The following is a 17,052-nucleotide window of genomic DNA, read 5'->3' as shown; positions in this document are numbered from 1 at the left end:
TCGCGGTTTTCAGTGGATGTACAGCAGGGCCAGCACCAGCGGGATCAGCAGCCCCAACCCGACCATGGGCCAGGTGGCGGCGCGCTGGCCGGCGTGCATTTGCAGCAGCACCAGGCCCGTCAGCGAAAACACCAGACAGGCCACGGCGAATACGTCCAGGAACCAGCTCCACGCCGTGCCTGTGTGGCGGCCCTTGTGCAGGTCGTTCAAGTAGGCGATCCAGCCGCGTTCGGTGCGCTCGTATTCCACGGCGCCGTCGGCCAGGCCGATGGACAGCCAGGCGTCGCCGCCGGGGCGCGGCAGCGAGATATACAGTTCGTCGGGCGACCACTCGGGCGCGCGGCCGGCCACCTGCGCGTCCAGTTCACTGTCCAGCCACTGGGCCACGGGCGCTGGCACGGCGGCTTGCCTGGCGCCGGTATTGGCGGCCTTGAGCTGGCCGAGCAGCGCAGGCGGCAATTGCGCCTGGCGGTTGGTCACCGTGGGGCGCGCCTCGATCAGCGAGGCATTGTTGAGAGTCAGGCCGGTAACGGCGAACAACAGCATGCCCAGCAGGCATAATGCCGAACTGATCCAGTGCCATTGATGCAGTGTGACGTTGCCCGCGAATTTCGGATCCCTTAACTGAGCGAGATTATGCCACCCGTTGGTTCTGGGCGGCGTACCAGTCCCGCTCGAATTGCATCGGGCTGACGTAGCCCAACGTCGAGTGCAAGCGCGAATGATTGTAGAAGCTCAACCAGTCGATTACCTCGTCCATCGCTTCGCGACGCGTTGCAAAGCGCTGGCCGAGGATGCGTGCACGCTTGAGCGATCCCCACAGGCTCTCGGTCGGTGCGTTGTCCCAGCAATTGCCTCGACGGCTCATCGAACTGCGCATGCCGTAGCCCTTGAGCAGGTCCTGGAAGTCATGACTGCAATACTGGCTGCCACGGTCACTGTGGAGGATCAGGCCCGCTTGCGGACGGCGGCGAAACCACGCCATACGCAGCGCATCAGACACCAGCTCCGTGCGCATGTGCGGCTGCATCGACCAGCCCACCACCTGACGGCTGAACAGGTCGAGAATGACGGTCAGAAACAGCCAACCCTCGTCCGTCCAGATGTACGTGATGTCCGTAGTCCAGACCTGGTCGGGACGCGCGGGAGAGAAGTCTCGTTGCAGCAGGTCCGGTGCGACCGGCAGGCTGTGTTTGCTGTCGGTCGTGACCTTGAACCGGCGTTTGGTCTTCGCCTTGATGCCGTGCAGCTTCATGAGCCGCTGGACACGATCCTTGCTGACGCGAATGCCCTGGACCAGCAGTTGCTTCCACACGCGCGGCCAGCCGTACTCGCCTTTGGATTCAGCGTGCACGGCCTTGATGTGCACCAGCAGAGCGTCGTTGCTGATGCGTCGGCGCGGTCGGTCAGTATCGACATCCCGCACCTTGCGCGCGTGGTAACCGCTGGGGCTGACACCCAGCACCTGGCAGCTCAGGGACACCGGCCATTGTCGGCTGTGAAGCTCGATCCAGGCGTACTTCATGCCGACACCTTCGCAAAGTACGCCGTGGCTTTTCCCAATATGTCGCGCTCCATCTTCACGCGTGCCAACTCCGCGCGCAGCCGGGCAATCTCCATCTGTTCTGGAGAAACCTGTTTGCCTGCGCCGTTCAGCTTCCCAGCGGCATCGGCCTTCACCCAGTTGTGCAGCGTCTTCGGGCTGATGCCCAGTATCTTCGCCACCGCCGCCATGCTCTGGCCGCCGCGGACCATGCGCACGGCTTCCAGCATGAATTCCTGCGTATATCGAGCTCTCGGATTACCCATCTTTCCTCCCTCCTTGCGTGAGTTTTACACACTCAGCAAGGGATCCATTTTTTGCGGGCAAGCTCAGTGTCTTGAGCCAATAGGCCCGCCGACGCGAGGAATGTTTGCCGTCCATGAGACATTACGGGTCAAGGCTGCGGATTCTATCACTTAAATGAGAATGAGTCTCAAAAAAATATGACGCAGACACTCATCCCGCTCAACTTTCTCGCCGTGGCGATCGGCGCCGCGCTGGGCGCCTGCGCGCGCTGGCTGGCCGGGCTCTGGCTGAATTCGTCGGCGTGGCCGTGGGGCACCTTGCTGGTCAACCTGGCGGGGGGCTACCTGATCGGGCTGGCCCTGGCTGTGTTGCTGGCGCATCCTGAATGGCCGCAATGGATACGCCTGGCGGCCGTTACGGGTTTTCTGGGCGGACTCACCACGTTTTCCACGTTTTCCGCCGAAACGGTGGGCATGCTCGAACGCGGCGCCTACGCCACTGCCTTGGGATATGCGGCGCTCAGCCTGGTGGGGTCGCTGGCGCTGACGGCGCTGGGCCTGGCCAGCGCGCACGCGCTGCGCTGAACGAGGCGCTGCGCGCCGCGTTCAGCCCTGGCGGCCTTGCCGCGCCAGCAGCACGCGCGCGGCCTGCAGGCCGCTGCGCACCGCGCCTTCGAGCACGCCCGGATACCCGGTGTCGGTCCAGTCGCCGGCGAGCGCCAGCGTGGGCCATGGCGTGGTATTCAGCGGGCGCACCAGCCCGGGCACGGCGGCGAATGTGGCGCGTTTTTCGATGAACAGTTCAGCGGCCTGCACGGCCGGCATGGGCGGCAGCCGCGCCGGATGACGCGCCGCCTGCTCGGCTACCTGGGCGGTGAGCGCCGCGATGGCGGCGGCGCGGTCGGCCTCGGCCAGGCCGCGCGCGGCGCTCGTCACGACCGCCAGTTCGCTGCCGGGGCCGCGCCCGGACAGGCGCGACCGATCGAACACCCATTGGCCCACGTGGCCGCGCGCCGCATCTTCGCGCAGCAGCATCATGGCCTCGGGCAGCGGCCAGGGGGCCGCCAGGCGCAGGTTCAGCGTGCCGATCGGCAGGTAGTCGAACGCCTGCAGCGCCTTCAGCAGGCCGGGTGAGCCGGCCTCGCGCAAGGCATTGCCCAGCAGCCGGGCGGCCACTGACGGAGGCACCGCCAGCACGGCGGCATCGAAGCGTTCGCGATTCACATCCACGCCGCGGGCCGACGGCACCAGTTGCCGCACGGTATCGCCATAGCGCATGTTGGCCCGCAGGGCCACCGCGTCGGGCCACAGCGCCGACAGGTCGACGCAGGGCAGCAGCAGATCGCTGGCGTGGCGGCTGCCCGCCAGGCTGTCACGCAGGATGCGGACATACAGGACGGCGCTGGCCTCGGCCGGCGGCGTGTTCAGCGCGGCCAGGCACAGCGGTTCCCAGACCAGGCGGGTCAGGGTGGCGGGCTGGCGGTAATGGGCCAGCAACTGCGCCACGGTCCAGTCGCGCGGCGGCTGCCATCCGGTGTTTTTCAGTCCCCGCATCATGCGCAGGGCATCCATGCGTTCGCGCCATGGCAACCCGCGCGCGGTGGCCAGCGCCGCCAGCGCGTGCCACGGGGCGGGCAGGGCCGGCGCGGACAGGCGGAACGTGCCGTCCAGGCTGGCCAGCCGCAGCGATCGCCGCATCAGCAACATGGCCGGATTGCGGCCCACGCGCCGCATCAGGTCCAGGGTCTGGTCATAGGCGCCCAGCAGTATGTGCTGGCCGTTGTCGAGCTGTGCGCCGAACTCGGGGTGCACCACGCGCCGCGCCCGTCCGCCCGGCGTACGCCCGGCTTCGAAGACCGTGACCTGGGCATCGGCTTCGCGCAAGGCGGCGCAGGCGGCCAGGCCGGCCCAGCCGGCGCCGATGACGGCGACCTTTTTCATCGTGCCAGGCGGCGCACCAGGCCGCGGCCGCCGCCCACCCAGGTTTTCCAGGCCAGCCACAGCTTGCGCAGGGGCGTGAGCGAAATGCGTTGATGCAGCACCTGCCATTCGTCGCGTTCGATCTCATCGAGCAGGGCGTGGTAAATGGCCGCCATCATCAGGCCCGGGCGCTGCGCGCGGCGGTCGGTCTCGGGCAGGCTGGCCATGGCTTCGCCATACAGCTGGCGGGCGCGCTCGGTCTGAAAGCGCATCAGCGCGGTGAAACGGTCGGAATAGGTGCCGTTCAGGATCTCGGCGGCCTTGACGTCGAACCGCTGCAGGTCGTCTACAGGCAAATAGATGCGGCCGCGCCGCGCGTCGTCGCCGACGTCGCGGATGATGTTGGTCAGCTGGAACGCCAGCCCCAGCTTGCCGGCGTATTCCAGGGTGCGCGGATCGGCATAGCCGAACACGCCGGCCGACAGTTCGCCCACCACGCCGGCGGCATGCCAGCAGTACTTGCGCAACCCCGGCCAGTCCAGGTAGCGGGTCTGGTCGAGGTCCATTTCCATGCCGTCGATCACCGCCTGCATGCGTTCGCGCGAAATGCCACAGGACTCCAGGTGAGGCTGCAGCGCGCGCATCACGGGGTGTTCCACCTGGCCGGCAAACAGGTGGTCGACCTGCGTGCGCCACCAGGCCAGCTTGATGCGCGCCACCGACGGGTCGGAGCATTCGTCGACCACGTCGTCGACCTCGCGGCAGAAGGCGTACAGCGCGGTGATGGCGCGGCGGCGCTCGGGTGGCAGGAACAGGAACGAATAATAGAAACTCGAACCGCTTTTGGCGGCCTTTTCCTGGCAGTAATCGTCAGGCGTCATAAATGGGGTGAGTATTCCTTGGTGGTTCCGTCGGGGCCTAGATGGCTCGCCACAAAATGATGGGCCAGTCGCGCGCGCGCAGTTCGGGGCGATTCAGGAAGACGTCGTAGCCGTTGTGCTCGATGCGTTCCAGGATACGCAGTCCGCCCTGCACGACCATGCGCAATTCCAGGCCGATGCGGCCGGGCAGGCGGCGCGCCAGTGGAGCGCCAGAGTGTAGCAGCGCCCGCGCGCGCTCGACCTGGCAGGCCATCAGCGCGCGCCATTGGGGCGTCAGCCGGCAGGCAGCCAGGTCGTCTTCGGTGACGCCGTGGCGTTGCATGTCGGCGCGTGGCAGGTAAATGCGCTGCTTGCGCCAGTCCACCCGCACGTCTTGCCAGAAATTGACGAGCTGCAGGCCGGTGCAGATGGCGTCGGACTCGGCCAGGTTATCTGGCGTGGCGGCATCGTAAAGATGCAGCATCAGGCGGCCCACGGGGTTGGCCGACCGCGTGCAGTAATCGAGCAGCGCCGCGTAGTCATCATAGCGCTTGACCGTCACGTCCTGCTCGAAGGCCGACAGCAGGTCGTAGAACGGCGTGATGGGCAATTGGTGGCGCGCAATGGTGCGCGCCAGCGGCGCGAAGATGTGCGCCAGCTCGGGCGCGGCGTCCGGCGCGCTGCCAGGCTCGGCGCCGATGCGATGCAGTTCGGCGCGAAAGGCGGCCAGGCCGGCCAGGCGCTGGGCATCGCTGGCATCGCCTTCGTCGGCGATATCGTCGGCGGCGCGCGCATAGCGGTAAATATCGGTCACCGGGCCGCGCAGCCGGCGAGGCAGCAACAGCGAGGCAACTGGAAAGTTCTCGTAATGATCGACAGCCATACAAATGCGGGCGGCGGCCCCATGGCCGCGGTGCGGGTATTTTAGTGGCGCTTTGTCCCCGCGCCGTATCGGCGCGCGGCGGCGTCGCCGGCTCGCGGGCAGATCAGTTAGACTAGGCGCCACAGGATCGCTGCCATGCCACGCCCCATTCACGCTTCGATTTCGCTTGCCGCGCTGGCCCACAATCTGGATGTCGTGCGCCGTCATCTCGACCAGGCCGCCCAGGCGGCCGGTGGCGCGCCGCCCTCTATCTGGGCCGTCATCAAGGCCAATGCCTACGGCCATGGCATCGAAGCCGCCGTGGCGGGCTTCTCGGCCGCGCAAGGCCTGGCCATGCTCGACCTGGCCGAAGCCGTGCGCTGCCGCGAGGCCGGGTGGGGCGGTCCCATTCTCCTGCTCGAAGGCTTCTTCCAGCCCGCCGATCTCGACCTCATCGACCGCTATCATCTCAGCGCCACCGTGCACACGCGCGAACAGCTCGACATGCTGGCGCAGGCCCGGTTGTCGCGGCGCGTCGACATCATGCTCAAGCTCAATAGCGGCATGAACCGCCTGGGCTTCGACCCCGACGCCTACGGCAGCGCGCATGCGCGCGCCCTGCAGTTGCGCGAACAGGGCGTGGTGGGGGCCGTCGGCAGGATGACTCACTTCGCTTGCGCCGACGGCACGCCGGGCGTGGCCGGGCAGCTGCGCGTGTTCCAGTCCGTCACCCAGGGCCTGGCCGACGGCCCGGTCAGCGTGTGCAACTCGGCGGCCACGCTGCGCTACCCCGAAATCGCCGTGGCGCATGGTGCGCAGGCGCACTGGGTGCGGCCGGGCATCTGCCTGTACGGCGCGTCGCCTTTCGCCGACGCCGATGCCGCCAGTTTCGGCCTTCGGCCCGCCATGTCGCTGCGTTCGCAGATCATCGGCGTGCAAGACCTGCCCGCCGGCGCCGAAGTCGGTTATGGCGCCACCTTCCGCGCCGAACGCCCCATGCGGGTCGGCGTGGTGGCCTGCGGCTATGCCGATGGTTATCCGCGCCACGCCGGCACCGGCACGCCCGTCGTGGTGGGGGGCGTGCGCACCCGCCTGGTGGGGCGCGTGTCCATGGACATGCTCATGGTCGATCTCGACCCCGTTCCTGCCGCGGGCATCGGTACCCCGGTGTCGTTGTGGGGCCAGGATGGCCCATCGGTCGACGAAGTCGCCCAGGCGGCGGGCACCATCGGCTATGAATTGCTGTGCGCGCTGGCTCCCCGGGTGCCGGTCAAGCGCGACTCCTGATCATTCTTAAGCGAGGAATTCCATGAAAGACAAATGCGTGCTGGTGACGGGCGCCACCAAGGGCATCGGCTGGGCGCTGACCCAGAAGCTGGCCGACCTCGGCTGTCATGTCGTGGGTATCGCTCGCAATACCGATCACATCGATTTCCCGGGCTACCTGTACGCCTGCGACCTGGCCGACGCTGGCCGCACCGAAGAGGTGCTGCGTGAAATCCGCGAAAAATTCCCGGTCGACGCCATTGTCAACAACGTCGGCGTCGTGCGACCCCAGCCGCTGGGCGAAATCGACCTCGCCTCGCTCTATAACGTCATGGACCTGAACGTGCGGGTGGCGGTGCAGGTAACCCAGGCCTTCGTCGAGTCCATGAAAGTGCGGCGCACCGGGCGCATCGTCAACGTGTCCAGCCGCGCCATCCACGGCGGGCTCGATCGCACCAGCTACTCCGCCGCCAAGAGCGCCCTCATCGGCTGCACGCGCACCTGGGCGCTCGAGCTCGCCGAATACGGCGTCACGGTCAATGCCGTGGCGCCCGGCCCGATCGAAACCGAGTTGTTCCGCGTGGCCCAGCCGGCCGGCAGCGATGGCGAAAAGCGCGCGCTGGCTTCCATTCCCATGAAGCGCCTGGGCACGCCGGCCGAAGTGGCGGCCGCCATCGCCTTCCTGCTGTCCGACGAAGCCGGTTTCATCACCGGCCAGGTACTGGGCGTAGACGGCGGCGGCAGCCTGGCGGGCCGCTAAGGCCAGTGTGGCGCGCGGCCGCCCTAGGGGGCCGGCGGCAGCAACGCCTGCAGGTCAGGCGGCAGGGCCAGGCCCGGCGCATCGCGCTGCAGGTCTTGCAGGGCCCGCAGGGCGGCATCGCGCCGGCCATCCTGCAGCAGTTCACGAATATGCGCGATGCGCGCCTCGGTTTCGCCCGCGGCGCCAGCGTTGGCATCGGCCGGGACATCGGGGGCGGGCGGCACGGGTGCCAGCGCGGCCCCCGCGGCGGCATCAGGCGGTGCGCGATAAGCCGGCGCCGGCGGCGCGGCCGGCTCGGCTTGTTCCGCTTGGCGGGCCGGGGCATAGCGGCGCAGCGCCGCTGGCGCCTCGGGCCGGACGGGCGCCGCGGCCCTAGGCGGCATGGCCTGTGGCGGCCGCGCCAGTTCGGCATCCACCGGCGGCGCATCGGCCAGGCCGGCCACATCCTGGTCGCCGAAATCAGTCAACAAAAACAAGCAGGCGGTCAGCACGATCGAGGCCGCCACGCCCCAGCCGGGATGCCAAAGCCGGCGTTCGCGCTGCACCCGGCGATCGGCCGCCGTGGCGCGCGCGGCCGCGTCGCGCACCGACGCATCCAGGGCCGGGCCAGGCTCGGCGCGCGGCAACGTGCGATACAGGGCGCGCAAGTCCAGGTCGTCGTCTTCGTCGTGTGGGGGGCGGGGATGGGCCGTCATGCGTTCAGGGCCTCACGGATACGCTGCGTGGCATAGCGCAGGCGCGATTTCACGGTTTCGCGCGGCGCGCCGGTAATGTCGGCAATATCTTCCAGGCTCAGATCATGCTCCAGCCGCAGCAGTATGGCATGACGCTGTTCGTCCGGCAGGCTTTCGATGGCAAGCTGCAGGCGCCGCCGGGTCTGGAAATCGGATAGCTGCTGTTCGGGCTGCTCATGCTCGGCCGCTGCCAGCATGGCCAGCGCGGCCTCGGTTTCTTGCGGACCGGCCTGCGCGGGCTGGCGCCGGTAGGCGTCGACGATCAGATTATGCGCGATCTGCAGCAGCCAGGTGGTGAAGCGGGCGCGCGGCTGCCAGCGGGCGCGGGCGTCGATTACCCGGCTCCAGGTTTCCTGGAAAATGTCGTCGGCCTGGTGCGGGTTGCGCGTGCTGCGCAGAATGTAGCGATACAGGCCGGCGCGATGGCGCGCATACAGGGCGTCGAATGCCGCCAGGTTGCCGGCGCCGTAGGCCTGCATCAGGGTTTCGTCGTCGGCGCCCGGGATGTCCATGGCGGCCGAGTGTATCCCTTCGGCTGCGCCCGCGCACCTGTTGGCCGGCGGCGCGGCCGCCGGCCAGGGGGCCGTCATGTTCATGGTGCGGCAGGCGTGCCCAGGCCGGCGGCCATTTCTACCAGCGCCGCCAGTTCGGCATTGAGCCCATGGGGGTCGTCGCCCCGGGCGCCGCGCGCCAGAGCGGCGATCTGGGCAGGGGAGTAGTCATCCAGGTATTTGCCGCCGCGCAGCCATTGCGCGAAGGCCGCCGCCGCCGCCGCGCGCCGCATGCCGTCCGTGCCGGCGGCCCGCGCGTCCGCGCGCGGCACTGCCTGCTCCACCAGCTGGCTGTCGCTGGCGCCGGGCAGCTTGTAGCGCACGCGCACGAACGCCAGTTCATCCGCGGGTCCGGCGTCCGCGGCCGGCTTACCGTAGCGCAGCGGATCGAGCCGGGCGCCGCCGGCCGCCAACGGCGTGATTTCGTACAGCGCCGTCACGTTGGCGCCCGCGCCGATTTCGCCGGCATCGACGCGGTCGTTGTTGAAGTCCTCGCGCGCCAGGGCGCGCTTTTCATAGCCGATCAGGCGGTACTCGGCCACCACGGCGGGGTTGAATTCCACCTGTATTTTCACGTCGCGGGCAATGGTCAGCAGGGTGGACGACATCTGCGCGGCCAGCACTTTGCGCGCTTCGCGCAAGCTGTCCAGGTAGTGATAGCTGCCGTTGCCCGCATCGGCCAGTTGCATGGCCAGGGCGTCATTAAAGTTGCCGCCGCCCACCCCCAGCGTCGTCAGCGCGATGCCGCCCTGGCGCTGGCGGGCAATCTTGTCTTTCAGGTCTTCGAGATCGGTGGCGCCCACGTTGAAGTCGCCGTCGCTGGCCAGCAAGATGCGGTTCACGCCACCCTTCACGAAGCCTTTGGCGGCTTGCGCGTACGCCAGGTCAAGGCCGGCGCCGCCATTGGTCGAACCCGCGGCGCGCAGCTCGTCGATGGCGGCGTTGATGCGGGCCTTCTGGTCGCCGGGCGTCGAATCCAGCGTCATCGACGCCTGACCCGCATAGGTCACGATGGCCACCCGGTCCTGCGGACGCAGCTGGGCCACCAGTTGCTTGAGCGCGCCCTTGATCAGCGGCAGCTTGTCGCGCTCGGCCATCGAACCCGACGTGTCCACCAGGAACACCAGGTTGGCCGCCGGTATGTCTTGTGGCGCCACCCGGTAGCCTTGTATGCCGATCTTCAGCAGCTGGCGTTGTGGGTTCCACGGCGCGGCAGACACTTCGGTGATGATGCTGAACGGTTGCTGTCGCGAGTCGGGCGTGGCGTAGCCGTAGTCGAAGTAATTGATGAATTCTTCCGCGCGCACCGCATCGGGCGGCGGCAGCCTGCCCTCGTTGAGCAGGCGCCGCACGTTGGTGTACGACCCCGTGTCGACATCCGCGCCGAAGGTCGACACCGGCTGCTCTTGCGCGGCCACCACCGGGTTGTCGCGATAGCGCGCGTAGTTCTCGCGTTCCTCGGCTTGCGGCGGCGCGTAATAGCCCGAGGGCGCCGGCAGCAGCGAAACCGCGGCAGGCTGCGCACTGTAGGCCTGGGGGGCGTATTGCCGGGTCAGTGCGGCGCCCGGGCGCGCCCGCGGCGCCCCAGCATCGGCCTCGGCGGCCGGTGGAGCCGGGGGGGCCGAGGGGACCGCGGGCGGCACAGTGCCGGGATTGCCGGCCTTGCCGGCGCCAGTCAGGGCGCGGGCGGCGTCGGCCGCGCTGTCTTGCGCGGGGGGCGAGCACGCCGCCAGCAGGGCGGCGGTCAGGGCGGTGCAGATCAGGCGGGCAGGGCGTTGGTTCGGGCTCATGGAACAGGTCCTTGTCTGGGGATCGTTCCGGTTAAACGCACCGCCACGTAAAACGGGGTTGAAATCTGTTGGTGGCTTTGCAAGGAAACGTATCCGCGCCGCGAGGGCGCGCGCCGTCCGCGGCCGCCTGCCCAATGCCGGTAAACTTGCGCCATGGCCAAGCCTCGAACCGTCTACGTCTGCGCCGAATGCGGCGGCACCACCCCCAAATGGCAGGGCAAATGCCCGCATTGCGCCGCCTGGAACACCCTGGAAGAAACCGTTGAATCCGCCAGCCCGGCCGCCGCCGCGCACCGCTACGCGCCGCTGGCCAGCTCCAGCCCGGTGCGCAGCCTGGCCGACATCGAGGCCCGCGAAACGCCGCGCCAGCCCACGGGGCTCGACGAGTTCGACCGCGTGCTGGGCGGCGGCCTGGTGGCCGGCGCCGTGGTTCTCATCGGCGGCGACCCCGGCATCGGCAAGTCCACGCTGCTGCTGCAGGCCCTGGCCACCATGTCGGCCCACAGCCGCGTGCTGTATGTCACCGGCGAAGAATCCGCCGAGCAGGTGGCGCTGCGCGCTCGCCGCCTGGGCCTGCAGACCGGCAATGTGAACCTGCTGGCCGAGATCCGCCTGGAAGCCATCCAGGCCGCGGTGTCCGAACAACAGCCGGCCGTGGCGGTCATCGATTCCATCCAGACGCTGTACAGCGGCGAGCTCACCGCCGCGCCCGGCTCGGTCTCGCAGGTGCGCGAATGCGCGGCCCAGCTCACCCGCCTGGCCAAGCAGACCGGCATCGCCATCGTGATGATCGGGCACGTCACCAAAGACGGCGCGCTGGCCGGGCCGCGCGTGCTCGAGCACATCGTCGACACCGTGCTGTATTTCGAGGGCGATACCCATTCGTCGTTCCGCCTGGTGCGGGCCTTCAAGAACCGCTTCGGGGCCGTCAACGAACTGGGCGTGTTCGCCATGACCGATCGCGGCCTGCGCGGCGTGGCCAACCCGTCGGCGCTGTTCCTGTCGCAGCACGATCAACAGGTGGCGGGGTCGTGTGTCATGGCCACGCAAGAAGGCACGCGCCCGCTGCTGGTCGAGATCCAAGCACTGGTCGACAGTTCGCACGCGCCCAATCCCAAGCGCCTGACGGTGGGCCTGGAGGGCAATCGCCTGGCCATGCTGCTGGCCGTGCTGCACCGGCACGCGGGCGTATCCACCTACGACCAGGATGTCTTCGTCAACGCGGTGGGTGGGGTGCGCATCACCGAACCCGCGGCCGACCTGCCGGTATTGCTGGCCATCATGTCGTCGCTGCGCGACCGGCCCCTGCCGCGCGGATTGATCGCGTTCGGCGAAGTCGGCCTGGCCGGCGAGATCCGTCCGGCGCCGCGCGGGCAGGAGCGCTTGCGCGAAGCCGCCAAGCTGGGCTTCAGCACGGCGCTCATTCCCAAGGCCAATGCCCCGCGGCAGCCCATCGAGGGCCTGGAGATCTGGGCGGTCGACCGCCTGGACGCCGCGCTGGACAAGCTGCGATGAGCCGCGACAAGGGCATCCGGGCACGTTTTTCCAGAACATGATCATCACCAAGGAGCATCAGGCATGAGCCTGTGGATTGTCACGGGCATCTGCCTGGCATGTGGCGCGTTGATTGGATTCCTGGGCGGAGTGCTGGGCATAGGCGGGGGCCTCATCGCCATTCCGGCGCTCGTGCTCTTGATGGATATGTCGCAGCAATTGGCCCAGGGCACGGCCCTGATCATGGTGCTGCCCACCATCGTCATGGCGGTGCGCAAGTACAACCAACACACCCGCATCGATCGGCCGGCGGCCATTGCCGGCGCGATCGGCGCGGTGCTGTTCACCTGGGTGGGCGCGCGGCTGGCGCTGGGCATTCCCTCCGGCACGCTGCGCCTGAGTTTCGCGGTGTTCTTGTTCTTCGTGGCCGTGTTCTACGTTTACAAAATCGCGCGTGCGCCGCGCCCGGCGGCCAAGGGCCGGGCGCGCCAGGCCCGGCCCGCGCCGGCGTTCACACGCGGGCGCGCCGCCCTGCTGGGTGTGGCCAGCGGCACCCTGGGCGGGTTCTTCGGCGTGGGCGGCGCCGTCATGGCCGTGCCCATCCTGACGTCGGTGTTCCGGCTGCCTCAAACTTCCGCCCAGGCGCTGGCGCTTACCATGGTCATTCCCGGCTCGACCATCGCCCTGGCCACCTACAGCTGGGCAGGCCAGGCCAACTGGTGGATCGGCCTGCCGCTGGCGGCCGGCAGCCTGCTATTCGTGCCGGTGGGCGTGCGCGTGGCCTACCGCCTGCCCGAGCGCAAGCTGCGCGCCTGTTTCGCGGCCATGCTGTTCGCCACGGTGTTGTTGCTGATCTTTGAAGCCTGAGGCAGAGGCGGGTGTTGTGACGATCGAGTGATTGCACTGTGCCGCGGTCCCGCGTCGGGTGGCCGTCGCGGGACGACCCCAAAACCTCACTCGGCTGCATGACAAGGCCGTGTCCGGTCATTCATGACCGTTCGTTAGCGCACGCAAAACTTTCCGGTACGGTTGAACCTTCCTGGCGTAGTGCTTTCCAATAGAACCGGGCATTCTGCCCGGCTTGTTTCAGGAGCACCCCATGACCACACCCGCCCGTATCGCCGCCTTTCTTTCCACGTCGGCGCTGTGCCTGGGGCTGGCCAGCGGTCCAGCTCACGCCGAGCGACGCGACGCCGAAGGCCAGCGCGAAGCGCACACGCTCACGCGCGATCGCGAACCCGCCGCGCGCGAGTCCTCCGATACCATCGAGGCCACCCGTCCGGCCGCGCAAGCCGCGCAGGCCGGTCAGCGGTCCCGCAAGCGGTAGTCGCGCACGATCTTCCTGTACCACACGTGCAGCAGCAGGGCCGATAACGCCAGGCCGGTCATGGCCATCAGCCACATGGTGCCGGCGCCCACGGGCGAATCGGGAATCACCAGCATGCGCAGCCAGTCCAGCCCGCCGCGGCCGGGCCCGAAGCCCAGCCACCAGCCGCCCAGCAGGCCCACCCCGGCCAGCGCCACAATCTGCAGCAGCAGCGGCACCACCGCCACCTTGTAGGCGCGCAGCACGTACGAATTAATGCACTGCATCGAATCGCACAAGTGGAACAGCGGGATCATCGCCAACAGCGCGCCGGCCACCGCCGCCACCTGTGCGTCGTCGGTATAGGCGGCCAGGATCAGGTCGCGGCCGGCCAGCAGCGCTAACGCCGTCAGCAGCGCGCCCAGCAGGCCCAGCGCCATGCCGGCCAGGCCGGTGCGTTGCGCCAGGCCCAACTGCCCGGCGCCAATAGCCTGCGCGGTCAGCGAGGCCGTGGCCACCCCCAGCGCCATCGGCATCATGTAGCACAGGGCAGCCAGGTTAGACATGATCTGGTGGCCGCCGCTGACATACGTGCCCTCGCGCGCCACCAGCAGGGCCATGAACGTGAATGCGGACACCTCCACCAGGTATGAGCCTCCCATGGGCAGGCCCAGCCGCAGCAGTTCTTTCTGGGCGTGCCACGACGGACGCCCCAGCGTCAGGCCGAAGCGGCGGAAATAGCGGTGGCGCATAATGAACCACAGGCCCACCGCCAGGCTCGTCCACGACACGATGGCGGTGGCCAGCCCGGCGCCCGTCGCGCCCAAGGCGGGCAGGCCAAAGTGACCGTAGATCAGCAGCCAGTTGAAGAACGCCTTGAAGCCCACGCCGGCCAGGTTGATCGTCATCACTACCTTGGGGCGCGACACGGCGGTGCCCAAAGCATAGATGGTGCGAAACATCAGCGCGGCCGGCAGCGCCAGCGCGAGCGCCCGCAGATAGCCCGTGACCCGTTCGCGCACCTCTGGCGCCACGTCGCCCGACAACGACAGCCAGACGTCGGGAAACATCATCAGTACCGCGCCCAGCGCGGCCAGGCCCAGCGCCAGCCACACGCCCTGGCCCCAGGTGCGGCCCACGTCGCCCAGGCGGCCGGCGCCGAAATGCTGGGCAAGAATGGGGATCAGGGCATGCACCACGCCCATCAGCCCGACGAAGATCGTGATGTAGACGGACATGGACAGCGACATGGCTGCCAGGTCGGCCGCGCTGGCGTGGCCGGTCATGGCGGTGTCGAGCACGCCGAATGCGATGCCGGCCCATTGGCTGACCAGCACTGGCCAGGCCTGGCGGGCAATATCCAGCATCGCGGCGCCGAAGCCGCGTGCCTGTGGGGCGGGGGGGCTCATCGCGCCGGCGAGATGCGCAGCAGCCGGAAAATCTCGTGCCGGTCGGCGCGGCGGCCGCCGCGCCACAGCTCTTGCGCGCCTTCGCTATAGGCGGCCGCGCCCTCGCGCAGGCGCTCGCGGGTAGTCTGCTGCAATACCAGCGGGCATTTCGAGTCGTAGCTGAGCGTGAGATTGTCGAAAATCAGCAGCGACGCGCGCTGGCCGCTGCCCACGCTCAGCCCGCGAACACATTCGCCCGGCTGGCGGTACTGGGCCAGCGCGGCCGCCAGTTCGCTCGACATGTCGCGATAGCTGCGCGCGTAATTGACGGCGGGCTGCCACAGCAGCACCAGCAGTATCCACGTGGCGGTCAGGCCGCTGGCCGACAGGACCGTGCCGCGCCACAGCGCGGCCGGGTGAGAGCGCAGCCGCCACGCCACCAGCGCCACCCAGGCCGCCGTCACCAGCAGCGCCAGCGCGAACGCGATCCAGGAAATTACCGGCTCGTAGCCTGCGGTCTGGCGGGCGATATTGCGGGCAATCTGCGCCGGCCAGCCGAAATGCAGCGCGACCCAGCCCAGCCAGGCCGTGGCAACCGTCAATGAAAAACACATGACCGCGAACCAGTCCAGCGTATTGACCACGCCGCGCCGCAAGGTTGGCAGCGAGAAAGCGGCCAGGATGGAGCAAGGCACCGCCAGCAGGATGAATTCGGAATCGGTGGGCTCTTCCAGGAAGAACAATTGCACGCCGGCGAACGCCGCCAGCACCAGCGGCAGCCAGATGTGCGGCGCGTACAGCCAGTCGCGCCAGCGCCACACGGCCAGCAGGGCCAGCGGCCAGGTGGGCCACAGGTACCAGGGCAGGTCGCGCAGCGTGCGCCCGGCGTCGGCCAGGTCAGGCCAGTCGAACGAGGCTGCGTTCCAGGTTTTCCAGTTGCTGATCCAGTAATCGCTGCCCTGGGCGGCGGGTATCCACCAGGCCAGCATCAGCGCCGCGGCCACGCCCGCGGCCAGGGGCAGCCAGCGGCGCCGCGCCCATAGGGCGCTGCGCGGATGAAACGCCAGCGCGGCCCCCAGCATGATGGGCAGCGCCCCGACCCAGCCGCGCGTGAGAAAACTGGCCGCCAGCGCGACACCCAGGGTGGCGGCGCCGGTGGCAGGGCGGTCGAGCGTGCGCGCCAGCGAATAGAACGCCAGCGCCTGCCACGCCATGATCGCCGGCACGACGGAGGTTTCGTGGGTACGCTGCAGAATGCCCACCGTGGCCAGCAGCAGCAGCAAGGCGGCGTCGGCCAGCATGCGGCCGTAATCGCGCGCGGCCGGCTCGCCGCCGAACGGCAGGGCCAGCGGTTGGGCCTCGGCGCGCCGCCCAAGCAAGTACGTGCCGTACCAGACGCTGACGGTGGTAATACCGAACCACGCCAGGTTAGGCAGCCGGCCGGCGGGAATATCGCCGATCAGCGGCCCGAACAGCCACATGCATAGCGCGCCGGCCCAGGTGATCAGTGGGCCTTCCTCGGCGAAGGCCAGTTGCCCTACCTGCGGCAGCAGCCAGGTCGAGCCGCCTTCGCGCACGGCCGTGATCATCGTGGCCAGGCCCACGGCGTCGTCGGTCTTCCAGGGGTCGCGCATGAACAGACCGGCCAGAATATAGGCCAGCGACAGCCCCAGCAGCACCAGACGGGGCAATTTGGCGGTGGCCGAGATAGTCAGCCGGGCCGGGGTGGAACGCGTTGTAGAAGGCACGTGGCTAATGTAACCGAGCAGCGCGGGCCGGGGGCCCAGAAACGGGGAGGGATGAGGCCGGCGCGGAAAAAAAAGCAGCCCGAAGGCTGCTTTTTTGCTGCGCCTCGCCGAGGAGCAAGTTTACGACGCCGACTTGACCGTGCCGGCCGTGCGGGCGAAGCGGGCGCGGAATTTCTCGACGCGGCCGGTTTCGACGATGCGGGTCTGCGCGCCCGTGTAGAAGGGGTGCGATTCAGACGTGACGTCGCACTTGAAGAGCGGGTACGTCTTGCCGTCGAGGTCGATGGTTTCGCGGGTGTTGATGGTGGAACGCGTTACGAACTTGTTGCCCGTTTGCACGTCCATGAACACCACTTCGCGGTATTCGGGGTGAATGCCTTCTTTCATGATGAATTCCGGTTCTTCCGGTCTGGCCGGGGGTTTGCGGGTCGCCAGCCGAACAGTTCCGCTTGCAATTGCCTTGCAGCGAACCTGGCAGCCACGTATCCAGGAAGTAACCCCGCATTCTAGCATGGTTTCCGTGTTTTGCCAGGCCTTGCCCATCGGCTGGCGCGCCGGGCGGGGTGGGCGGACCTGGCGAGCCGC

The 17,052-nt window shown here is 68.4% G+C and carries 17 protein-coding genes; 6 read left to right on the top strand and 11 right to left on the bottom strand.

The window, feature by feature from the left end:
- Nucleotides 1–9: 9 nt before the first annotated feature.
- Both BPET_RS16075 and BPET_RS16070 read right to left on the bottom strand, forming a co-directional pair.
- On the bottom strand, nt 10–546 hold the full coding sequence (locus tag BPET_RS16075; protein WP_012250071.1) for a PepSY-associated TM helix domain-containing protein: 537 nt from the start codon (nt 544–546) through the stop codon (nt 10–12).
- A gap of 88 nt (nt 547–634) precedes the next feature.
- Nucleotides 635–1,809, bottom strand: a protein-coding gene (locus tag BPET_RS16070) for an IS3 family transposase (RefSeq protein ID WP_085970191.1) whose coding sequence is annotated in 2 segments (ribosomal slippage) — nt 635–1,560 and nt 1,560–1,809 — 1,176 coding nt in all. Because the reading frame shifts where the segments join, the coding sequence is not laid out codon by codon here.
- 177 nt (nt 1,810–1,986) lie between these two features.
- Here BPET_RS16070 and crcB point away from each other — a divergent pair.
- The gene (gene crcB / locus BPET_RS16060) at nt 1,987–2,373 is read left to right on the top strand and encodes a fluoride efflux transporter CrcB (protein WP_012250070.1); all 387 of its coding nucleotides are present in this window, start codon (nt 1,987–1,989) and stop codon (nt 2,371–2,373) included.
- Nucleotides 2,374–2,394: 21 nt separating this feature from the next.
- Here the strand turns inward: crcB and hpnE are convergent, their stop codons facing one another.
- From hpnE to hpnC, 3 genes are read right to left on the bottom strand one after another with little or no spacing between them, the layout of a single operon-like run.
- Nucleotides 2,395–3,729, bottom strand: coding sequence for a hydroxysqualene dehydroxylase HpnE (gene hpnE / locus BPET_RS16055; RefSeq protein ID WP_012250069.1), 1,335 nt, complete (start codon nt 3,727–3,729; stop codon nt 2,395–2,397).
- Nucleotides 3,726–4,589 (bottom strand): presqualene diphosphate synthase HpnD, encoded by an 864-nt coding sequence (gene hpnD / locus BPET_RS16050; protein WP_012250068.1) that lies wholly within the window; start codon nt 4,587–4,589, stop codon nt 3,726–3,728. The genes hpnE and hpnD overlap by 4 nt, the downstream gene beginning before the upstream one ends.
- 37 nt (nt 4,590–4,626) lie before the next feature.
- The gene (gene hpnC / locus BPET_RS16045; RefSeq protein ID WP_012250067.1) at nt 4,627–5,451 is read right to left on the bottom strand and encodes a squalene synthase HpnC; all 825 of its coding nucleotides are present in this window, start codon (nt 5,449–5,451) and stop codon (nt 4,627–4,629) included.
- 135 nt (nt 5,452–5,586) lie between these two features.
- Between hpnC and alr the strand changes: the two genes are divergently transcribed.
- Together alr and BPET_RS16035 are read left to right on the top strand one after the other, a co-directional pair.
- On the top strand, nt 5,587–6,717 hold the full coding sequence (gene alr, locus BPET_RS16040) for an alanine racemase (protein WP_012250066.1): 1,131 nt from the start codon (nt 5,587–5,589) through the stop codon (nt 6,715–6,717).
- A gap of 22 nt (nt 6,718–6,739) precedes the next feature.
- Nucleotides 6,740–7,456 carry an SDR family oxidoreductase gene (locus BPET_RS16035; protein WP_012250065.1) on the top strand — a complete coding sequence of 239 codons (717 nt, stop codon included), beginning with the start codon at nt 6,740–6,742 and terminating at the stop codon, nt 7,454–7,456.
- Between the two features lie 23 nt (nt 7,457–7,479).
- On the opposite strand, the gene BPET_RS16030 is transcribed toward BPET_RS16035, so the two are convergent.
- From BPET_RS16030 to BPET_RS16020, 3 genes are read right to left on the bottom strand one after another with little or no spacing between them, the layout of a single operon-like run.
- Nucleotides 7,480–8,151, bottom strand: coding sequence for a hypothetical protein (locus BPET_RS16030; protein WP_012250064.1), 672 nt, complete (start codon nt 8,149–8,151; stop codon nt 7,480–7,482).
- Nucleotides 8,148–8,780, bottom strand: a complete 633-nt coding sequence (locus BPET_RS16025; RefSeq protein WP_231852602.1) for an RNA polymerase sigma factor — start codon at nt 8,778–8,780, stop codon at nt 8,148–8,150. Before BPET_RS16025 ends, BPET_RS16030 begins: the two co-directional genes overlap by 4 nt.
- Before the next feature lie 2 nt (nt 8,781–8,782).
- Entirely contained in the window at nt 8,783–10,531 is a 1,749-nt protein-coding gene (locus BPET_RS16020) for a vWA domain-containing protein (RefSeq protein ID WP_012250062.1), read from the bottom strand.
- Between the two features lie 153 nt (nt 10,532–10,684).
- Here BPET_RS16020 and radA point away from each other — a divergent pair, with 153 nt between their 5' ends.
- The 3 genes from radA (at nt 10,685) to BPET_RS16005 (ending at nt 13,352) form a co-directional block, all read left to right on the top strand.
- Nucleotides 10,685–12,046 carry a DNA repair protein RadA gene (radA, locus tag BPET_RS16015; RefSeq protein ID WP_012250061.1) on the top strand — a complete coding sequence of 454 codons (1,362 nt, stop codon included), beginning with the start codon at nt 10,685–10,687 and terminating at the stop codon, nt 12,044–12,046.
- A 63-nt stretch (nt 12,047–12,109) separates the two neighbouring features.
- Entirely contained in the window at nt 12,110–12,892 is a 783-nt protein-coding gene (locus BPET_RS16010) for a sulfite exporter TauE/SafE family protein (protein WP_012250060.1), read from the top strand.
- Between the two features lie 232 nt (nt 12,893–13,124).
- Nucleotides 13,125–13,352 carry a hypothetical protein gene (locus BPET_RS16005; RefSeq protein WP_012250059.1) on the top strand — a complete coding sequence of 76 codons (228 nt, stop codon included), beginning with the start codon at nt 13,125–13,127 and terminating at the stop codon, nt 13,350–13,352.
- Here BPET_RS16005 and BPET_RS16000 read toward each other — a convergent pair.
- The 3 genes from BPET_RS16000 to BPET_RS15990 form a co-directional block, all read right to left on the bottom strand.
- The gene (locus BPET_RS16000) at nt 13,331–14,740 is read right to left on the bottom strand and encodes an MATE family efflux transporter (RefSeq protein WP_012250058.1); all 1,410 of its coding nucleotides are present in this window, start codon (nt 14,738–14,740) and stop codon (nt 13,331–13,333) included. The genes BPET_RS16005 and BPET_RS16000 overlap by 22 nt on opposite strands.
- Nucleotides 14,737–16,467, bottom strand: a complete 1,731-nt coding sequence (locus BPET_RS15995) for an ArnT family glycosyltransferase (RefSeq protein WP_012250057.1) — start codon at nt 16,465–16,467, stop codon at nt 14,737–14,739. The genes BPET_RS16000 and BPET_RS15995 overlap by 4 nt, the downstream gene beginning before the upstream one ends.
- 120 nt (nt 16,468–16,587) lie before the next feature.
- Nucleotides 16,588–16,854: a type B 50S ribosomal protein L31 gene (locus BPET_RS15990; protein WP_041862984.1), complete on the bottom strand. Its 267-nt coding sequence runs from the start codon at nt 16,852–16,854 to the stop codon at nt 16,588–16,590.
- Between the last annotated feature and the right edge of the window lie 198 nt (nt 16,855–17,052).

It is taken from the genome of Bordetella petrii, assembly GCF_000067205.1.
GTDB classification, from domain to species: domain Bacteria; phylum Pseudomonadota; class Gammaproteobacteria; order Burkholderiales; family Burkholderiaceae_B; genus Bordetella_A; species Bordetella_A petrii.
Note: the sequence above shows the minus strand (reverse complement) of the source record. Positions and strands in the feature narration are given on the sequence as shown.

Coding starts and splice junctions, on each gene's coding strand:
- BPET_RS16075 (WP_012250071.1), bottom strand. CDS start 546: ATGCTGTTGTTCGCCGTTACCGGCCTGACTCTCAACAATGCCTCGCTG.
- crcB (WP_012250070.1), top strand. CDS start 1,987: ATGACGCAGACACTCATCCCGCTCAACTTTCTCGCCGTGGCGATCGGC.
- hpnE (WP_012250069.1), bottom strand. CDS start 3,729: ATGAAAAAGGTCGCCGTCATCGGCGCCGGCTGGGCCGGCCTGGCCGCC.
- hpnD (WP_012250068.1), bottom strand. CDS start 4,589: ATGACGCCTGACGATTACTGCCAGGAAAAGGCCGCCAAAAGCGGTTCG.
- hpnC (WP_012250067.1), bottom strand. CDS start 5,451: ATGGCTGTCGATCATTACGAGAACTTTCCAGTTGCCTCGCTGTTGCTG.
- alr (WP_012250066.1), top strand. CDS start 5,587: ATGCCACGCCCCATTCACGCTTCGATTTCGCTTGCCGCGCTGGCCCAC.
- BPET_RS16035 (WP_012250065.1), top strand. CDS start 6,740: ATGAAAGACAAATGCGTGCTGGTGACGGGCGCCACCAAGGGCATCGGC.
- BPET_RS16030 (WP_012250064.1), bottom strand. CDS start 8,151: ATGACGGCCCATCCCCGCCCCCCACACGACGAAGACGACGACCTGGAC.
- BPET_RS16025 (WP_231852602.1), bottom strand. CDS start 8,780: ATGACGGCCCCCTGGCCGGCGGCCGCGCCGCCGGCCAACAGGTGCGCG.
- BPET_RS16020 (WP_012250062.1), bottom strand. CDS start 10,531: ATGAGCCCGAACCAACGCCCTGCCCGCCTGATCTGCACCGCCCTGACC.
- radA (WP_012250061.1), top strand. CDS start 10,685: ATGGCCAAGCCTCGAACCGTCTACGTCTGCGCCGAATGCGGCGGCACC.
- BPET_RS16010 (WP_012250060.1), top strand. CDS start 12,110: ATGAGCCTGTGGATTGTCACGGGCATCTGCCTGGCATGTGGCGCGTTG.
- BPET_RS16005 (WP_012250059.1), top strand. CDS start 13,125: ATGACCACACCCGCCCGTATCGCCGCCTTTCTTTCCACGTCGGCGCTG.
- BPET_RS16000 (WP_012250058.1), bottom strand. CDS start 14,740: ATGAGCCCCCCCGCCCCACAGGCACGCGGCTTCGGCGCCGCGATGCTG.
- BPET_RS15990 (WP_041862984.1), bottom strand. CDS start 16,854: ATGAAAGAAGGCATTCACCCCGAATACCGCGAAGTGGTGTTCATGGAC.